Genomic DNA, 17835 nt, shown 5'->3' on the forward strand with positions numbered 1-17835 from the left:
GTGTGATCAAAGTGGCAATCAAACAGGCACGGACGGGCTAGGAGGGTGCTGGTCCGCAGGGCTGACCGGCCCCGTTCCGTTATGAACCCGATACCAGCTCGATGATGCGGCCCCGGGCGAGTCGCCGCATCTCGTCCGCGGTGACCACCCGCTCCTGGTCGGGGTCGTGGGCCAGCCTGGCCCGGATTCCGGCGAGCACCTGGTCCGGCTGTTCGGCGGGCTCGAATCCGTCCAGGCAGATCACGAAGACATGGCCGAAGCGGCACTCGTACGCCGCGTGTGCGGCCCGGAGCGCGAGATGGGCGGAGTACGGCGCGGCGTGGTGCAGTCCGGGGGAGACCTCGGCGGCGAGTGCCTCGGCGAGATCCGGCGGGGGCAGGTCGTAGCCCGCCTCGTCGGCGGCGGCCAGCAGTGCGTCCAGGTCGGGGTACGGGCGGTGGGCGGCCACCCGCCCGGCCCAGCGCCGGCTGCCGAAGCAGTCCAGCAGGGCGGCCTCGGCCTCGGCGGACGGTGCGGTGTTGAAGCGGTCGAGTTCCGGGGTGTCGGCCCGGTCCTGTGCCGGTCCGGAGTTCTGGGCGGGTACGGCCGTCCGGGTGGCCGGTCGCCGCAGTCGCTTCGGGAGGCCGGCGTGGGACTCGCTGGACCTGGACAGCGTGGACTCCTCGAATCAACGGCATCTGTGAACCTGGAATGGGGCGGGACGGGTGAGACCAGGCGGATGCAGGGTGAAGGGAGAGACGAATGTGCCTCAAAGGTAGCGAGGCCGGGCAACGGTCGTCCGACGGATGCGCGAACTTCACCCGGACGGGAGAGTTTCGGAACGTCTGATGGACAACAATTAAGGAAGATTGCCCGGTATCTCCTGACTTATGCTCTATTTCCCATCGATACCGGAGGTTTCTGACCGATGTCGCCCTCACGCGGCGCTCTTGTGGCCGGTGCGGCCCTCACCGCGGCGGCTGCCGCGACGATCGCCGTCGTCGTCTGGCCGGAAAGCTCCGACAGCGGACTCGCGGGGGAGTCGGGGTCCCGCACTCCCTCGCGCGCCTCGGCGGCCCCCTCGCCGACCCGGAGCTACCCGCTCTCCACTCCGCCCCGCACCATCCCCGCCGTACGCGAGCACATTGCCGCCCGCGGCCCCGGCTGGCGGCCCGGCCCGGCCGCCGGGGTCGTCATCGCCGCAGGCAGCGGGACGCTCGCGGACGAAGGGCAGCTGCTGGCCAAGGAACTGAAGATCCACTACCGGGGTGACGTCCCCGCCCGCGCGGGCGATGTGGAGCTGGCCCTCACTCCCGGCAAGGGCACCCCGGAGTCGTACACCCTCACCACGCGCGACGGACGGGTCACGATCAGCGGCCCCGACCAGGCCGGTGTCTTCTACGGAACCCGAACCCTGAAACAGTCGGTGCGCGCCGACGGCGACATGCCCGAGGGCGAGGTACGCGACCGCCCCGACCGGCCGCAGCGCGGCCTCAACCTCGACATCGCCCGTAAGTACTACACCGTCGCCTGGATCGAGGACCGGCTGCGCGAGATGGCCGACCTCAAGCTCAACCAGCTCGGCCTGCACTTCTCCGACGACCAGGCGTTCCGTATCCAGTCCGACACCCACCCCGAAGTGGTCTCGCCGCAGCACCTCACCAAGGCGGAGGTGCGGCAGATCCTCGGCCTCGCGGGCCGGTTGCACATCCAGGTCGTCCCCGAACTCGACTCCCCCGGCCATCTGGGCGCGGTTCTGCGCGCCCACCCCGACCTCCAGCTGCGCAATGTGTCGGGTGTGCGCTCGACCGGATCGCTCGACATCTCCGATCCGGGGGCGGCGAAGCTCATCGATGAACTCCTCGGCGAGTTCACCGAGCTGTTCGGCGGCCGGTACTGGCATCTCGGCGCCGACGAGTACCGCGCCCTGATGGCGAAGGACCCGGCCGCCTCGTACCCGCAGCTGCAACGCGCCGCCCAGCAGAAATACGGACCGCAGGCCGGCATCAAGGACCTCGCCACCGGCTGGCTCAACGATCGCGCGGCGGTGGTGCGGCCGCGCGGCAAGCAGCCCAAGGCATGGAACGACGGCTTCTTCCGCGACGGAGTCGTCCATGCCGACAAGGACATCGAGGTCGAGTACTGGACGGGCAGGGAGTACGGCGCCCGGTTGCCGGAGGAGTATCTGCGCGAGGGGCGGCGCGTGGTGAACCTCAACGACGAGTTCCTCTATTACGTACTCGGTCAGCCCAACAACTTCGTCTACCCCACGGGCAAGCGGATCTACGAACAGTGGACCCCGCTCGTCCTGCGCGGCACCCAGCCCGTCCCGGCGCGCTACTCCGGCCAGATCTTGGGCGGCCGGTTCGCGGTCTGGGGCGACCTCCCGCTGGCGCAGACCCCGGCGCAGGTGGCGCAGGGCATCCGGATGCCGCTGCGGGCGACGGCCCAGAAGCTTTGGGACCCGGGCAAACCGGCGCTGAGCTGGGATCAGTTCCGGGCGCTGGCCGCGCGGATCGACGGGGTGGGCTGAGCGGGGCGGACCGGATTCCCCGTGGACAGGGGGGTGGGCAAGGGTTACGTTCGCATGCCGCGCGCTCCGGGGGGAGGCGCGCGTTCTTGCGTTCCTGGCTCAGAATCCCGGGGGGTTCCACATCGTGCTGTGCTCCACCTGTCGTCTCAGACCGCCGGTCACCGCGGACGGACACTGTCTCCTCTGTGCCGGACCGGCCGGGGCGGCGGCCCCGGTGCCGCCGGTCCCGGCCTTCGTCGCTCCGCAGCAGTATCTGCGCTCGCCGGACGGGCTCGCGACGGCCGTCGTCATTCTGCTGGCCGTCGTCGCCGGAGCCGACCTGCTGGCTGTGGCAGCGGGGCAGAACATCCGCAGGCTGCTCGGCGACGGGCTGGAGAACGACTTCGCGACGTACGACGAAGCGGAGGCGACCCTGGCGGACAATCTGTACGGGTCCGCCGGTGTGCTTCAGGCCATCACGACCCTGGCCACCGCCGTCGTCTTCATCATCTGGTTCCGGCGGGTGCGGATGAACGCCGAGGTGTTCGACCCGAGCATGCAGCCGATGTCGCCCGGCTGGGCGGTCGGCGCCTGGTTCGTCCCGGTCGCCAACCTGGTGTTGCCGCGCCGGATCGCGGGCGGCATCTGGACCGCGAGTGCCCAGACCAACACCGACGGCAGCTGGCGCACGGTCCGGGCCACCCCGATGAATCTGTGGTGGGGGGCGTGGGTCTGCTCACTGGCCTTCTCCTGGGTCACGTCCCGTCAGTACATGAGGGCCGAGGAGACGCAGGAGATCATCGACGCGACAGGGCTGGTGATGGTGTCCGACGTGTTCGACATCGTGGCCGCGGTGCTCGCGATCCTCTTCGTACGGAAGCTGACCCGGATGCAGGGGGAGCGGGCGGCCCTCGGCGTGTATCCGCTCGGCGGACAGCCGGCGGCAGGCCAGACCTACTGAAAGATGTGATTCGGCCTCCGCAGTGACGATTTTGAGCCATTCGGCGCTGAACGCGGTAACGGGAAGCGCCGAGTCCCCGTGCGTGCACGCACGGGGACGGGCCGACGGGAGACGCCGATGAGCCTGCTGGAACTGATCGCCGCCGCCGACGAGCGCGGGCTGGCCGCAAGCGCGGTCGCCTGCCTCGACCGCTGCCTGCCGCAACCCGCCGACGGGGCCGATCCGGATCCACTGCGCCCTCTCTGGGCGGGGTGTGCGGACGGCTCCGTGTGGCCGGACCGCCTCGCGGAGGTGCGCGCGGCGCTGGATGCGGCGGCCGATACGGAGGGGGCGGCGCCACAGATCCGGAAGCTGCTGGGCGAGGCACCCGTGGACCGGGCTGCGCCGGAGCTGCGGGAGTGGGCGGATGCCTGTTCGCTTGCCGCGCTGGAGACCCACTGCCGGTTCGATGCCCAGGGCGGGGACGAGGCAGAGTCCGAGGACCGCACCGAACTGCAGAACCGCTGCCGCATCGAAGGCCCGGAAGGCACCGGTCCGCTTCTCGCCGGTGAACTGCGTCGCCAGGTCCAGATCCTGGAGACCCTCGCGGAGACCACGGGCACCGTGGGCAGCGGTGCCGCCCTGCGCCGGGTGCTCGACCTGTCGACCGAAGGCCGTCGGGTACTGCGCGCGGTGGTGTCGCGCCAGGCCCGCGGCCGGGCCTGACCCGAAAGGCTCCGCACAGGGCAGGAGCCCCCCAGGTCAGGCCGAGGAGCTCCAGTATGTGTGCGTATGACGCAAGCGGCCGGGGTGCTACGGGGCCAGGGTCAGTCCGATCCGGATCCCGGTGGGTGAACCGAGCGCCGACGCCCCGTAGGCTCACCGTCCGCGCCATCGAGGCCCACATGACCCGCACCCTGGCCGGCGGAACCCAGACCTGCGAGGAGTGGCGGCTGCGTACCCAGCTCAAGGCGACCATGCTCGACAGAGGAGCCGGGCACTGGCGTGTTGACAGAATGTCAGCGGCGCAGGACGTTGACGCGTTCATCGGCGGCGGCCCGTCAGCGGGTGGTGAGGAGGCCGTCCACCAGGGCTCGAAGCCCGTCCAGGTAGGTGTCCTCAACGGTCAGCGACGCCCAGCGGTCCGCGACCTGTGCCAAGCGGGGAAGCTCGCCCGGGTCGAGATCGGTGAAGACTCGCTCCCGGTAGGTCGCACGGTCATCGTCTGCGCGTCGCCGGGCCGCTGCCGCACGGACCATGATCTCTCCGGCGGTGTAGTACCAGATCGCGCGGTAACCGCGCACGGCCTGCGCGGGAGTCAGCCCGCACTCGACCAGGCCATCGATGATCTGCTCGACAAACCACAGTGCGGACGTGGACATCAAGTCGTCGGCGGTCAGCACCTCGGTGATCCAGGGGCAGGCGGCGAGCGCCTCGTGGATCGCGGCGGCAGCGGCGACGATCCGCTCGCGAGGGTGGGCAGGCAGCTCGGGTCGGCGCAGCGTCCGCGTGGCGTAGTCGTCCAGTAGCAGGACGAGCAGTTGCTCCTTGTCGCGGACATGGTGGTAAAGCGCCATCGGCGTACTGCCGATCTCTGTGGCCAGTCGCCGCATGGTCAGCCGGTTCACGCCTTCCTCGGTCACGATCCGGCTGGCCGTCTCGACGACCTCCTCGAGGGAGATACGCGGAGGTCGGCCGAGGGTTTTGCGCGGTGCGGACGGCTGCGGCATGCCTCCCATCATCCCCCAGCTGTCGACAGCGGCGATCCCTTCGCGCTATTTTCCTTACATGTATAAAAACTCCCGAGGGAGGCCCGGAGTGGTGCTGGCGGCAGCGGCCGTCGCCCAGTTCGTCCTCGCCCTGGACATGTCGGTGGTCAACGTCGCACTGCCCGCGATCCGCACAGCGCTGGGATTCGCGCCGCTCGACCTGCCGTGGGTCGCGCACCTCTACGCGCTCACGTTCGGCGGGTTACTGCTGCTGGGTGGCCGCGCTTGCGATCTGTACGGCCAGCGTCGACTCTTCGTGCTGGGCTTGGCCGTTTTCGGGCTGTGCTCGCTGGCGGGCGGACTGGCCCAGGCACCCTGGCAACTGATCGCCGCCCGCGCCGGGCAAGGCCTGGGCGCCGCCGCAGCTGCGCCGGCCGCGCTGGCGATGCTCACCACCACCTTCACTGAAGGCCCTCGGCGTGTCCGCGCGCTCGGGGTGTGGAGCGCGGTGAACGCCGCAGGCGGCGCGCTGGGCGTGCTGGCGGGCGGACTGCTGACCGAATATGCGGGTTGGCGCTGGGTCATGCTGATCAACTTGCCCATCGTGGCGGCGGCTCTCGCGCTGGTTCCCGCAGGTGTGCCCGCCGGAGCACGGCCCGCCCGGCGCGAGAGGCTGGACGCGCTGGGCGCCGTTCTGGCGACGGGCGGAATCGGGTTACTGGTGCTCGGTATCGTCCGCACCGACACCCTCGGCTGGGGCTCCCCGATCACGTGGGCGACCCTCGCCGCCGCAGCCGTGCTGCTGACCGCCTTCGTCTTCGCCGAGTCACGAGTCACCGCACCCCTGCTGCGCCTTGGCCTCCTGAGCAGCCGTTGGGTCGCCGGCGCGAACGTGCTGGTGTTCCTGGCCGCGGCCGGGCAGTTCACGGCGTTCTACTTCGTGTCCCTGTACATGCAGCAGGTCCTGGGCATGGGCGCCGCAGCGACCGGCACCGCATTCCTGCCCTTCTCCCTGGGCCTGGTCGCAGGCACCGTCGCCGCGACCCGCATCACCGCGTCACGCACCCCCCGTGTGTCCCTGGTGCCCGGCGCCCTGCTGGCCGCCGCGGGCCTGGCCTGGTTCGCGCTCATCAGCCCACGCGGCGGCTTCCTCACCGACGTACTCGGCCCGTCCCTCGTCACCAGCGTCGGTACTGGACTGGTCCTGGCCCCGGCCGCCGCCGCCGCGACCACCGGCGTCACCCCCCGCGAGGCCGGCATGGCCTCCGGCCTCTTCAACAGCTCGCGCCAACTCGGCGGCTGCATCGGCCTGGCCGCCCTGGCCACCATCGCCGCACACCACACCGGCACGGCCACCGACCCCGCCGCGCTCAACGACGGCTACGCCCTGGGCCTGGCCATCGCCGCCGCCCTCTTCGTGCTCGCGGCGGTCGTGGCCATCGGCGTGCTGCCTCGCGGCCGGGCCGAAACACCTGACGTGCGGCCCGCCGCCCCCGCAGACAACCGACTGGAAGGAACACCATCATGACGACGATCCCCATCGACCTGTTCGCCTCGGCGCTGCACTTCCACCCCGACGGCGACGTCCGAGCCGTCGAACGGCAGATGACGAGCAGCGACTCCGGCGCCTGGCAGATCGCCACGTTCCACGTGGAGACCGACGCTGACGTGCACGCCGACCACTGGGAGATGCACCCGCAGGCCGAGGAAGCGGTGTGCTGCCTGACCGGCGGTGTCCGCCTCTACTTCCGTTCAGACAGGCCCGGCGGCGCCGAGGACATGGTGCAACTGCGGGCAGGCACCGCCGTGATCGTCCCCCGCGGTCGCTGGCACCGCCTGGAGCTGGACACCGCCAGCGACCTGATGTCGATCACCCTTCGCAACGGCACCCGCCTCGAAAAGCGCACCGACACCCATTGATCGGAAGGTGGCCCGGCAGATGCGTTGCCGGGCCACCACAAGCCTCGCCAGTCAGCTGCTTTGCCCCTGGGGCCGAGCTGGGAGCCCGGAGCCCAATGAGCTTTGTCCATCTTGAAGTTGCAGGTCGCCGGATGCCTGCCTGTTCGTCATCGCCCATCCCAGCCGGCCTGGATTCAGGCCGATTCGGAAGGGATGTCCGTGGGTGTGATCGCAAGGTGAATGGTGCTGTACAGTCCGCCCGCCGTGCAGGCTCGGTGGTCGTGATGAAGGAATGGGTACGTGCGAATTCGTTTCAGGTGTGTTGCGTTGCTTCTCCTTCTGTCGCTCTCGCTCGCCGCTTGCGGCACTGAGGACGGGCAGTCGGAGCCGGCTGTTTCGAAGAGCCCGGAGACGAAGGAGTCGCCGAAGCCTTCCGCCGCTTCCGTGCCCGAGTCGCCGGAGGACTTCCTCGACCTCGCCGAGAAGGCGATGGCGGAGGAAAGCGCGTGGACGTTCTCCGTGAAGGGGCAGGAAGGGCTGACGATGCGAGGCCAGGAGAGTGCTGCGTCCTACCGGGCCACGGTCCGGCGTGGCATGGCGCCGGAGGCTCTGCACTCTCAGGGCGTCAGTACCAGCAGCAAGGGGGCCAAGGAGAACGAGGAGATCTACGTCGTCGACGGCACGGCGTACCTCAAGAAGGGGGGCGCACCGTGGAAGGACGCGTCCGCTTCCGATCCCGAGATGCGGAACAAGGTCGAGGACCCGGTCGCGGCCATCGAGGAGTTCCGGGCGTACGCGCGGGAGGCCACCGGTGACGACGTGAAGCTGACCGCGGTGGACGGCACGGTCGAACTGCGCGTCGGCAGCGACAAGCAGAAGCTGACAGCCGTCCAAGACCGTGCGTGGGTGAAGAAGGCGGCGCGGGAGTTCGACCCCACTGCCGATCAGCTCCGCACGGCCGGGATCCCCGTGAGCGACGCGCAGCTCACCTTGTCCGGCCTGGAGGAGGTGTTGGTCCTGGACGCGGCGACGTACCGCGTCAAGAGCCACCGCTTCGAGTTCGGCTTTCTGATCCCTTACGGCGGACAGGACATCACGTTCGAGCAGGACGTACAGCAGGAGAACCAGGGCACGTTCAACGGGAAGATCGAGCTTCCCGCCGACGTGCGCTGACCTGGTCCGCAGTTCCAGCAGTCGGAGGCCGGCTGCCGGGCGCCAACGCCGCCGGCCAGAGCGAAGACCGCAAGGCCGGACGGCCGCGCGAGGGCCCCGCCCTGTTGTAGGGGCTGGTGATCTGCGGCGGCCCCGGGCTGTTCGTAGCCGGGGCCGAGCTGCGCAGGGTGGCCGCGTTTTTCGGTCCGTGCCCGGTACGGATCCGGAAAGGCGCCAACGGCCGGGACTCACAGCAGTTTCAGTGCCGGCATTACGGCCCCTTCCGCCTACGGCCCCGACCGCAGTGGCAGTCCACCCGATCCCCTCCGGGAGCATAGATCGGCGCCTTGAGCGCGACCTGTCGACGCCGAGAAGAACTCACACGCGGCCTGAGGGGCGGGCGAATTGCCGTCCTCTGCCATGGTCTTCTCCGAAAGGTGCGCACGCTCGTAATCGGCTGCCGGGCCGATGTGTGACCGGCCCGATTTCTCCGCGCCGCCGTCGGGTGTGCCGCAACCACACTCCGGAGGACTATTTCGTGCTGTCCAGTTCCCGAAGGGCTTCGCGTGCCCATGGCGCCCTCCGCGCGATATTCCCGCTCTTTCCGGCTTCCGCTTGCGGGCAGGACGATCAGGACTCTGTCGCCGCCGACGTCGGGTCGGGGTCCGTGAGCGTGTCGCCCGGGGGCTCGTCCTTGTCCGCCTCACCGAGTGGTTCCCGGAAGCGAACGCCTCATCAACCACCCCACCCGGCAGGCCAAGTCGCTCGTCATCGACTTCAACCGAAACAGGTGGGGCGTCGGAGACGTTCGAGACGGGGCAATGGTTGTGCAGGCGGAAGTGATTCTTCCTGTTGCGGGCCGTGAGAACGAACACAGGGCCTTTCGCGTGATGTTCCCGGGTCCCTGAGCGCTGGGTCAGTGTCGGTGATCGCCGGCACGGCGAAGGGCAGGGTGAATCATGGGCGGGGACGCGCGGACAACGTTTCCCGAGGCGGCGGTGATGCGCTCCTACACATCGGAGTTCGTCGCCCGGCTCACGGCGCGCAATCGGCTCCCCCTGGACTACTCGGTCGCCAGTCTCCGTCTCGTCGATCTGGTCGTCGACGGTCTGCGGCGGGACCAGCCGCAACGGAACCGGGTCGCAGGGACTCTGCTGGGGCTCGGGGCGTACACCGGCGAGGTGATCGTCCGTAGGGCCGGTGGGACATGGGTGGACTTCGACGCCGCACAACGGGAGTTGTTCCGGCAGGCGGTGGGCGTGCGGATGCCCGACGGACGGGTCTGGAATCCGCTCGGCAAAGTCGTCAACCGCTTCGAGTCGGGCGCGGAGGAATCGGTGCAGCGGCTGTATCTGCTGCTGCACGGACGGACAGCGCAGCAGAAGGCTGTATGCGGGTAGCTCGCGCGTACGGGGAACCTGTGACGTTTCTGTGGGTCCGGGCGCAGAAGGAGAGTGGGGCCTCGGCAGGAAACGGGCACGGCGGCCGGTGCCGGATCGGGCGTTGAGTAAGGAAGTGTGTTGGGCACGGGCGGGGAACAGCGCCGCAGGCAGATGTACGACGCCGAGCTCGGCGATGCCGTCGAGCGTGCCCAGCAGGGGGACGAGGACGCCTTCGCCGTCGCGTACCGGATGGTGCAGCCCGGCCTCCTCGGCTACGTACGCGGACTGGTCGGCGACGACGCCGAGGACGTGACCTCCGACGCCTGGCTGGAGATAGCCCGCGATCTGGGGCGGTTCCGCGGTGACGGAGCGGGGTTCCGCGGCTGGACCGCGATGATCGCCCGCCACCGTGCGCTCGACCACTTGAGGAAGCTGAAGCGGCGGCCCCGCGCCACCTTGATCGAACAGGAGGCGCTTCAGCTGCCCGGCGGCCACGACACGGCCGCCGCGGCCTTGGAGACGCTCTCCACCCGAGCGGCCCTGGAGATCATCGGTACACTGCCGCGCGAGCAGGCCGAGGCCGTACTCCTGCGGGTGGTCGTCGGCCTGGACGGTCCTGCGGCGGCGCGCGTGCTCGGCAAGCGTGCGGGGGCGGTCCGCACGTCCGCGTACCGCGGACTCAAGAGGCTGGCGGGGCAGTTGTCCCCGGGCCGTGCGGCAGGTGCTGTGACAGACAGGGTGCGCCGGACGCTGGGAAATGAAGAATGAGAGACGAATCGCAGCGGCCGCCCGAAGCGCCGGAGACACCTGAACTCGCCGCCCTGCTCGCGGCAGCGCGCCGTACCGGGGCGCTCGAACCCGGCGACGAGAAACGCGCGACCGCCGCCTTCGTGGCCGCGCGGGACGAGGGCGCGCACGCTGCGGTGGTGCGGTGGCGGCGTCGACGTGACGACTGGCGTCCGGCGAAACGATGGCGCGGTGCGCGCTCGTTCCGGGTGATGCTCGGCGGCTTCGTGGCTGCGGCGACGCTCGGCGGGGTCGCGGTGGCCGCGGGTTCGGGGGCGATTCCGGCGCCTTTCGGTGGCGGTGAGCCCGACGGGGCGGAATCCGTACGTCCCCCGCGCACCTCTCCCGCGACACCCGGTGGGCGTCCCTCCGGCGAGGAGTCGCTGCAGCCGGACAGCGACGGTACGGCGCCGGAGGCCACGAACGCTCCGGGTGACGTGCGTCCTTCCGGCCTGCCCGGCCGGGCACAGAGCGATGTCGCGCTGTGCCGTGTGTACCTCGGCGACCGGGGCAGGGGGAAGGCCAGGGACGCGGCCGCCTTCGCACGGCTGGAGGCGGCCGCGGGCGGTGCGTCGGAGGCGGCGGTGACGGCCTACTGCGACGGGCTCCTCGGACAGCCGTCACCGGGCGGGTCGAAGAAGGCCCGGGGCAACAGTGACGCGAAGGGGAAGGCGGAGAAGAAGGCCGTGCCCGAAGGGAAGCAGGGCGGGCCCGCGCCGTCTCAAGGGAGCGGGAGCAATGGCAAGGGCAGGACCGCTGTCGACTGAATCGCCGAACGGACCGTCACCGGGTTGGAGGGGCGCCCTCCGGGAACGGCGCCGGGCGGGATCCCGGACCGGCCGAACAGAGAGAACTGAGGGGGAACGAGGACGACCGGGGCCGCCACCCTCGGTCCGAATGAGGCATAAAGGGTCCCTGACCAGGCGTTTTATTGCCCGGTCGGGGGCCTCGCTTGCTGCCGGGTCCGGGTCTTTTCCGAGTGTTTCCGGCTGCTCGTGACGGCTGTTGGTCATGCGTTGGTCACGTGCCGACTGGCCGGGGTGGATTCCAGCGCCGACGCTTACAGGAGATCGACGTTTGCGCCGGACAGTCGGTTCCGGCAGTCCAGCACGTACCGGGCGTGCAGCTCCACCGCCCCGTAGTCGAACTCGTCGTGGTCGGCGAGCAGCACCACCGCGTCGGCCGTGGCCAGCTCCTCCGGCGTCGCCTCGACCCGACGGACGGCGGCGAACGGGTCGCCGTGTCGGTCGCGCTCGGCCGCCCGCTGCCCCGGAATGATCGGCTCGCCAACCACCACGTGCGGATCGGCGGCCCGGACCTCGGCGCCCATCCGGGCCAGCAGTTCGACGACCCGCGCGGCCGGCGTCTCCCGCGCGTCGCCAGTGTTTTTCTTGTACGCGAGACCGAGCAGGAGCACCCGGGAGCCCTTCACCGAGCGCTGCCGCTCGTTGAGCGCCTCGCTGAGCCGGCGCACCACGTGGTCGGGCATGTGGCTGTTGACATCGTTGGCCAGCTCCACGAAGCGGAAGGGCTGGCCGAGCGCCTGCTTGACCCGCCAGGACAGGTACGAGGGGTCGATCGGTAGGCAGTGGCCGCCGACCCCCGGTCCAGGGGTGAAGCGCAGGAAGCCGAACGGCTTGGTGGTGGCGGCGTCAATCGCCTCCCAGACGTCGATGCCGAGGTCATGCGCGAACATGGCGAGCTCGTTGACCAGGGCGATGTTCACGTGCCGGAAGGTGTTCTCCAGCAGCTTGGTCAGTTCGGCCTCCTTGCAGGAGGAGACCGGCACCGTGCGCCCGACCAGTTGCCCGTAGAAGCCGTCCACCACCGCCAGGCCCTCGGCCGTGGTGCCGGAGACCACCTTCGGGGTGTTCTCGAGTCTCCACCGCGGGTTGCCCGGGTCGATCCGCTCGGGGCTGTAGCCGAGGTGGAAGTCCTCGCCCACCCTCAGGCCAGAGCCCTCTTCCAGCAGCGGGGCGAGCAGTTCCTCGGTGGTGCCCGGGTAGGTGGTTGACTCCAGCACTACGGTGGCTCCGGGGCGCAGGTGCTGCGCAAGCAGCCGGGCCGACGACTCGATGTACGAGAGGTCGGGTGCCCCGTCCCGGAGCGGAGTGGGCACGGTGATGATCGCGATGTCGAAGCCGGACATGTCCCCGGCCTCTGCCGAGGGCACGAATGCCCCGCTGTCCAGGAGCGGTTGCAGCCGCTTGGCGGGAATGTCCTCCACGTATGACTCGCCGACCGCTAACCGCTTGATCCGGCGCTCGTGTACGACCGCACCGTCCTCGGCACGCGACTGATGCCGGAGATGCGGAAGCGACAGGATTACGCCCTGTGGCTGTCGATCATGCGCGACGGCGCTGACGCCCGGGGGCTGCCCGAGCCGCTTGCCGTGTACAGATCCCACCGGGCGGGATCGCTGTCCTCCAACAAGTTGTCCCTGGTCAGGTACAACTGGGAGCTGTACCGCGAGCACGAGGGGCTGTCGGTCCCCCGGTCGATGCGGGCGCTGGCCGGCGCTGCGTGGCAGTCGCTGCGCAACTCGCGGATCTAGGACCCTCGGCGGGACCCGGCCAGACGCCCGCCCGCACGACCTACGAGGCGGCCGGTTCCGCGGCGCCCCTGCCACGCAGGAACAGCTGGAGCAGAAGACGCCGGTCCTCGGGCGCAACGTCGTGCTGACCGGCGGCGAGCGGTTCGCGGCCGTGCACCCAGTGGTGCTGGTTCACGATCAGGAAGTCGCCGCGCTGAAGGGTGAAGGAGACCTGACCGGCCACCATTTCGTCCGCAAGTTCCCTGGCGGCGTAGGTGTGTTCCTCGTCGAGGTCGAGTCCGGCCTCGGCGAGCATCTTGGCGGTGAACCGCACGAACCCGCGGTCTGCGGGTTCGCCGTCCAGGATGGGGAACGGCTTGTACTCCTCGCCGACGTCGGACAGCTCGAAGAACGAGCCGTAGTGGTACGCCACGTCGGCGAGGCGGGCACGGCTTGACGGCGTTAAGCGCGATACGGCCGCGCGGGCGTCGGAGAGGATGCTCGCACCGGCACCGAGCGGGTCGGGCCGGACACACAGAAGCGTCGTGTAGTCCGGCGGCCGGCTCACGTTGACCAAGTCCATGTGGAACGCGTTGTAGCCCACGCCGGTGGACATGCCGGGATTGGCGTTGAGGTTGGTCCCGAGCTCCTTCCACAGCGGCCACCGCTGGAAGGGCTGAAACGGGATCGCCACTTCGGCGAGAATCGCCGTCGCCAAGCGCAGGAACGGGTCCCCGAACCCCAGCGCCTCAGAGATGTTTCGCAGTCGCACGACGGCGTATCCGCCCCTCATTCCGCCCAGGGTGGAAAGGAGGGAACCCCTGAATTCATCGAACAGCGGAGCCGAGTCCAGCGCGGCCCGGTACTGCTCGATTGTGGACTCCGCCAGGAACGTGCCCTCCACGCTCCAAGCAGGAAGCGTGCTTCCGATCTTGATCAGGTCTTCTTCCAGCTCTCTCGGCAGGTCGATGAAGGCGTCCGTTTTCGCGGTCTCCGGCACTGTGACGTTCCTTTCTGCGGATGCACTTCGCCCGGCTGGGCGAAGCGTTGTTCGGCCCGCTGTCAGTCATGTGGTGGCCCAGCCGGGCGCGACCTCTGGCGGGGGACCAGAGGTGACGCCAGGCTGGGCGTCCACCCTCGGCAGGCACGGGCAGGCGGGTCGCCTGCGGAGGGTGGAGTCTGGGTACGCTCGCTGGGGGCGCAGAGCGGCGAATCCGGCCAGCAGCTTTCAGGCACTGGGCAGGGCATCAGGGACGGCGGCTTTGCCGCCTCCCGAGGTCTGCCGTAGTCCTTGGTCCCTATCCGCTGCTGAAAATTCCGAAGTAGAGCGCTGCCATGAGTGCGGCCAGGGCCACTACATAGGCGATCTGTCCGGAGTGGTGCTTCACGTCAGCACCCCGAGGTACTGCTCGACACGCTCAGCGACGTCGGGGATGCCGATCTCGGTGGATGCCACCCAGCCCGCTCGCCCGGCTTCGATCACCGTCGGCAAGAGGGCCTCCGAGTGGGCACGGAAGAGGAAGCGGAACCCGACGCGCAGGCGAGGGCCGAATTCAGGGGCCGCATGCCGGGCATCGATCAGGATGGGCCCCTCGACGCCCGGCATGGTCCACACGCCATGGAACCCGGCCTCCTCGCGCAGCACGCGGAGTGCCACTTCGTCGAGGGAGTCGTCGCCGTCCTCCGGCAGGCCCTCCGCCAGCGCCCAGCGCGTCTCGTTCCGCAGGGCCAGTACGCGGTTCTGCTCATCGACGACGATCGCTCCTGCCGTGATCATCGGGCACCTGACGCCGCGACTGCACGAGCGGCCGCCAGCGTGGTCCCGCAGCGCGTCGTACAGCGGCATGAGCGCCGTGCGTTCACCGGGGCGTTCGTGCATGTAGCTGCTGAGCGTCTTGACGATGTCGCTGTCTCTCACCGCCACGGTGGTCCACTCCAATTCTCTCGGTGCCACATCACTTCGAGCGCTTCTCCTTGCAGCCGGGGCACTGGCACGGCGGCCACACGGAAGTCACCAAAAAGGGGGGCGGCTTCGTCTTGTCCGTCCGGTACGTCTCCTGGATGCCGAAGGTCTTGCCGCCGTCCCGGGAGATCCTGATCGTCAGGTTCATTCGGTCGGCCCCCTTTCCGCGGAGCGGTTCGCGTGCGGGTGGCGCGGTCGGCAGCGGGCCCGCCAGGAGGGAGGAGACGTCGGCGGACTCCGCGAAGGCCGCTCCTGACTCAAGCGGCGAAGCTTGACCACCGTCTGCACCTCCATCGCCACGTTCCGATTCGGTGTGAGGTAAAGCATCGGAGCGGCGGAATGACTTCTCCACGACTTGCGGCCGACATCTGAGTGGGCGTCTTTGACACTGGAGTCGCTGGGAGGACTTCGAGCTGACTTCTCGCCGTCAGGCCCTGGAACAGCCCATATTCGGGGTGCAGTTGGTGATACTCCAAAGGGAAGCTCGTCACGACCCGGGAGAGCCGGCATGACCGAAGAACAGGAAGAGACAATCCTGCGCGCACTCGCACGAAGAGAGCGCATCGAGTCGCACGCCCTGTTCCTCCCGAGATACGAGCAGACAGCGCGTCGATTAGGAGAGTTGAACAAGGACCCCAGGCTCAGCCGCGAGACGGTTGGGGCACGGCAGTGGACCCGTTGGCTTGGAGGCGGCGTTACCCCGCAGCCTTACGCCTGCCTGATTCTGGAAGAGATCTTCGGGCGACCGGTGGACCGGCTCATGGCTCCAGCGGGCGCGGAGCAGGCAATGACCGAGTCCTCTCTCTCGGCAGTGCAGCACCCGCACATAACGGAAGAAGACCTGCTCATGACTGCAAACGACGCTGCCGCGCATGCCGGCGACGCCGCTTCCATGTTCCTCACCCCTGAGACCATCGAACTGCTTCGCAGCCAGCTCCGAAGCCTGGCACGTAACTACCACCGGAAGCCTGCTGCCGAGGTCTTCGTCGAGGCCAGGAGCGTCCGAGACACCATCGAGCGCCGGATGCCGCTCACCCACCGCCCGAGCCAGACCTCCGACCTGTTCCTTCTGGCCGGGGAGTCGTGCGCGCTTCTGGCTTCCGCCGCCTTCGACCTCGGATCGCAGGACGCCGCGGAGACCCTGACCAGGGCCGCGCTCGCCTACGCCAGGCCTATCGACTACGCCCCGCTGCTCGCGTGGTGCGGAGGGAACCTCGCTCTGTTGGCCTACTGGGACGGTCGGCCGACTGAGGCCCTGGAGCATGTCAGAGCCGCTCAGGCGCTCGCCACCTCCGGCACGGCGAAGCTCAGGCTCCACAGCATCGCCGCTCGCACGCACGGGCACCTTGGCGAGCCCGAGCGCGTCCGCTACGAACTTGAAGCGGCAGCACAGGTTGACAGGGATGTCCAGGACGACCACCACGACGGGATTGGCGGTGAGTTCGGATTCTCCCTGGAGCGCTCCGCCATGTCGGCCGGAAGCTCATGGCTTCTGGTAGGCAACGGCGCCGAAGCCGTCGAGGCGTCCTCGCGCGCGCTCGATCTGCTGCGGTCCAGGCCCGGCGAGCAGCGTTCGGGCTAAGTCGAGATGGAGGCCACCGCAGACCTCGCGCTCGCCCAGCTTCTGAGCGGCGACCTGGAGTCCGCGGTGGCGACTCTGGGCACGGTGTTCGAGTTGCCACCTGAGAAGCGAGTGGATGGCCTTCTGTCCCGCCTCAAGGGCGTGCGTGCACAGCTCACCGTCCCGGCGCTGCATAGGCAGCGTGAGGCAACCACGCTAGGGCATCAGCTCGAAGAGTTCGGGCGGGACTCCGCCAGGTCCACCCTGCCCGGAGTCCCGCGCTACGAAATCGGCAGCTAGCGAGCGTCCCAAGCAGCGAGCAGGGCGGCCTCCTTCTCTGCGGCCAGGCCGTGATCGGCCGCCCGCTCGTTGTCGACGGCGGTCTCCCCGGAGGTCAGCCACGACCAGGTGTCGATGACGGTTTCCGAGAGGGGCCGACACTCAAAGCCCGCCTCCTGGGCGCGCACGCCTGACACCGCCCACGTTCCCGGGTATGTCCTCCACAGCGGCAGTTCGGTCCACTGCTTCGCTCCGTGGTCGAGCAAGAAGCCGCCATCCACCCACTCCAAGGCGGCGCCGGAGCCGGTGACCTCGATGCAGGCTCGGAGGAAGCTCTCCATCGTCGCGTGATTCTTCGGGGCGGTCAGGTTGAACACCTCGGCTTCCCGGGCGGCCAGCGCGCGGTCGCACGCGAACGTCGCTACGTCGCGCGCATCCACCGGGGCAATGGGCTGGTCCGGATCGCCGGGAGCCAAGACGCGCCCACCGCGCTCTACACGCTTCAGCCACCAGGGGAGTCGGCCGACGTACTCCTCGGGCCCCAAGATCACACCTGGCCGCAGGATCGTGGGGAAGTCCCCGAGATTCGTCAGGGCTGCCTTCTCGGCATCAGCCTTGTCCAGGCCGTAGGCCACGTTCACGTCGCTCGGAACGTCCGGCATCGGCCCGGCCTCGGACAGGGTCGGAAGATCCTCGTTGAGAGGCAGTAGCGGCCAGTCCGCGTACACCGAGACCGTAGACACATAGACGTATCGGCTCGTCGCCAGGGCGAGCGTCTGCGTCGCACGGTCCACCACGTCCGCCGACATCCCAGACGTGTCGATGATCGCATCCCAAGGACCAAGGCCGGCCAGGTGGGAAAGGTCCGCCTGATTCGTTCGGTCACCCTGAATGGCGTGGACGCCCTCTGGGTTCCTGCCGGTCTTGCCACGGTTGAACACAGTCACGGACCAGCCGCGCCGCAGAGCCTCGACCGCGACGGCTCGACCGAGGAAGTGGGAGCCACCCATCACCAGAACGGAAGTCGTCATGGAGCACACGCTACGGGCTCCCCTCGTCACCTGCGCATGGGCTCCAGGCCGTTCCGTCGTCGGAAGTGGGCGAGCAGCATCCCCGGGCCGCCCCATCGACTCACCGCTC

The 17835-nt window shown here is 69.3% G+C and carries 18 protein-coding genes and 1 pseudogene; 12 read left to right on the forward strand and 7 right to left on the reverse strand.

The window, feature by feature from the left end:
- Window positions 1-79 precede the first annotated feature (79 nt).
- Window positions 80-610, reverse strand: a complete 531-nt coding sequence (locus GA0115254_RS39880; RefSeq protein ID WP_093900149.1) for a 2-oxo-4-hydroxy-4-carboxy-5-ureidoimidazoline decarboxylase — start codon at window positions 608-610, stop codon at window positions 80-82.
- 297 nt (window positions 611-907) lie between these two features.
- Between GA0115254_RS39880 and GA0115254_RS39885 the strand changes: the two genes are divergently transcribed.
- The 3 genes from GA0115254_RS39885 (at window position 908) to GA0115254_RS39895 (ending at window position 4157) form a co-directional block, all read left to right on the forward strand.
- The gene (locus tag GA0115254_RS39885; RefSeq protein WP_093900150.1) at window positions 908-2512 is read left to right on the forward strand and encodes a beta-N-acetylhexosaminidase; all 1605 of its coding nucleotides are present in this window, start codon (window positions 908-910) and stop codon (window positions 2510-2512) included.
- 214 nt (window positions 2513-2726) lie between these two features.
- Window positions 2727-3452 carry a DUF4328 domain-containing protein gene (locus GA0115254_RS39890; RefSeq protein WP_256103018.1) on the forward strand — a complete coding sequence of 242 codons (726 nt, stop codon included), beginning with the start codon at window positions 2727-2729 and terminating at the stop codon, window positions 3450-3452.
- 117 nt (window positions 3453-3569) lie between these two features.
- The gene (locus GA0115254_RS39895; RefSeq protein ID WP_093900152.1) at window positions 3570-4157 is read left to right on the forward strand and encodes a hypothetical protein; all 588 of its coding nucleotides are present in this window, start codon (window positions 3570-3572) and stop codon (window positions 4155-4157) included.
- A gap of 335 nt (window positions 4158-4492) precedes the next feature.
- Here the strand turns inward: GA0115254_RS39895 and GA0115254_RS39900 are convergent, their stop codons facing one another.
- Window positions 4493-5161, reverse strand: coding sequence for a TetR/AcrR family transcriptional regulator (locus GA0115254_RS39900; RefSeq protein WP_093900153.1), 669 nt, complete (start codon window positions 5159-5161; stop codon window positions 4493-4495).
- A gap of 58 nt (window positions 5162-5219) precedes the next feature.
- Here GA0115254_RS39900 and GA0115254_RS39905 point away from each other — a divergent pair, with 58 nt between their 5' ends.
- From GA0115254_RS39905 to GA0115254_RS39930, 6 genes are all read left to right on the forward strand, one after another.
- Entirely contained in the window at window positions 5220-6668 is a 1449-nt protein-coding gene (locus GA0115254_RS39905) for an MFS transporter (RefSeq protein ID WP_093900154.1), read from the forward strand.
- The gene (locus GA0115254_RS39910) at window positions 6665-7060 is read left to right on the forward strand and encodes a cupin domain-containing protein (protein ID WP_093900155.1); all 396 of its coding nucleotides are present in this window, start codon (window positions 6665-6667) and stop codon (window positions 7058-7060) included. The genes GA0115254_RS39905 and GA0115254_RS39910 overlap by 4 nt, the downstream gene beginning before the upstream one ends.
- A gap of 306 nt (window positions 7061-7366) precedes the next feature.
- Window positions 7367-8212 carry a hypothetical protein gene (locus GA0115254_RS39915; RefSeq protein WP_256103019.1) on the forward strand — a complete coding sequence of 282 codons (846 nt, stop codon included), beginning with the start codon at window positions 7367-7369 and terminating at the stop codon, window positions 8210-8212.
- Between the two features lie 980 nt (window positions 8213-9192).
- Complete coding sequence (locus GA0115254_RS39920) at window positions 9193-9591, forward strand: hypothetical protein (RefSeq protein ID WP_093900157.1); 399 nt, start codon at window positions 9193-9195, stop codon at window positions 9589-9591.
- A 120-nt stretch (window positions 9592-9711) separates the two neighbouring features.
- Window positions 9712-10341 (forward strand): RNA polymerase sigma factor, encoded by a 630-nt coding sequence (locus GA0115254_RS39925; RefSeq protein WP_176740482.1) that lies wholly within the window; start codon window positions 9712-9714, stop codon window positions 10339-10341.
- Window positions 10338-11126: a hypothetical protein gene (locus GA0115254_RS39930; RefSeq protein ID WP_093900158.1), complete on the forward strand. Its 789-nt coding sequence runs from the start codon at window positions 10338-10340 to the stop codon at window positions 11124-11126. The genes GA0115254_RS39925 and GA0115254_RS39930 overlap by 4 nt, the downstream gene beginning before the upstream one ends.
- Before the next feature lie 293 nt (window positions 11127-11419).
- On the opposite strand, the gene GA0115254_RS39935 is transcribed toward GA0115254_RS39930, so the two are convergent.
- Window positions 11420-12682 carry a nucleotide sugar dehydrogenase gene (locus GA0115254_RS39935; RefSeq protein ID WP_256103028.1) on the reverse strand — a complete coding sequence of 421 codons (1263 nt, stop codon included), beginning with the start codon at window positions 12680-12682 and terminating at the stop codon, window positions 11420-11422.
- Between GA0115254_RS39935 and GA0115254_RS39940 the strand changes: the two are divergent.
- Window positions 12626-12913, forward strand: a pseudogene (locus GA0115254_RS39940) (glycosyltransferase family 2 protein); the annotation flags it as partial. The gene GA0115254_RS39935 and the pseudogene GA0115254_RS39940 overlap by 57 nt on opposite strands.
- Window positions 12914-12953: 40 nt before the next feature.
- Here GA0115254_RS39940 and GA0115254_RS39945 read toward each other — a convergent pair.
- The 3 genes from GA0115254_RS39945 to GA0115254_RS45035 form a co-directional block, all read right to left on the reverse strand.
- On the reverse strand, window positions 12954-13892 hold the full coding sequence (locus GA0115254_RS39945) for a TauD/TfdA family dioxygenase (RefSeq protein ID WP_093900159.1): 939 nt from the start codon (window positions 13890-13892) through the stop codon (window positions 12954-12956).
- Between the two features lie 384 nt (window positions 13893-14276).
- On the reverse strand, window positions 14277-14810 hold the full coding sequence (locus GA0115254_RS39950; protein ID WP_256103020.1) for an NUDIX domain-containing protein: 534 nt from the start codon (window positions 14808-14810) through the stop codon (window positions 14277-14279).
- A 37-nt stretch (window positions 14811-14847) separates the two neighbouring features.
- The gene (locus tag GA0115254_RS45035) at window positions 14848-15003 is read right to left on the reverse strand and encodes a hypothetical protein (protein WP_176740483.1); all 156 of its coding nucleotides are present in this window, start codon (window positions 15001-15003) and stop codon (window positions 14848-14850) included.
- A 360-nt stretch (window positions 15004-15363) separates the two neighbouring features.
- Here GA0115254_RS45035 and GA0115254_RS39955 point away from each other — a divergent pair, with 360 nt between their 5' ends.
- Both GA0115254_RS39955 and GA0115254_RS39960 read left to right on the forward strand, forming a co-directional pair.
- A complete protein-coding gene (locus tag GA0115254_RS39955) occupies window positions 15364-16437 on the forward strand; it encodes a hypothetical protein (protein ID WP_093900160.1) in 1074 nt (357 codons plus the stop codon).
- 6 nt (window positions 16438-16443) lie between these two features.
- A complete protein-coding gene (locus GA0115254_RS39960; RefSeq protein WP_093900161.1) occupies window positions 16444-16716 on the forward strand; it encodes a hypothetical protein in 273 nt (90 codons plus the stop codon).
- Here the strand turns inward: GA0115254_RS39960 and GA0115254_RS39965 are convergent.
- On the reverse strand, window positions 16713-17726 hold the full coding sequence (locus GA0115254_RS39965; RefSeq protein ID WP_256103021.1) for an NAD-dependent epimerase/dehydratase family protein: 1014 nt from the start codon (window positions 17724-17726) through the stop codon (window positions 16713-16715). The genes GA0115254_RS39960 and GA0115254_RS39965 overlap by 4 nt on opposite strands.
- Window positions 17727-17835 lie beyond the last annotated feature (109 nt).

It is taken from the genome of Streptomyces sp. Ncost-T10-10d (assembly GCF_900091955.1).
Taxonomy (GTDB): Bacteria; Actinomycetota; Actinomycetes; order Streptomycetales; family Streptomycetaceae; genus Streptomyces.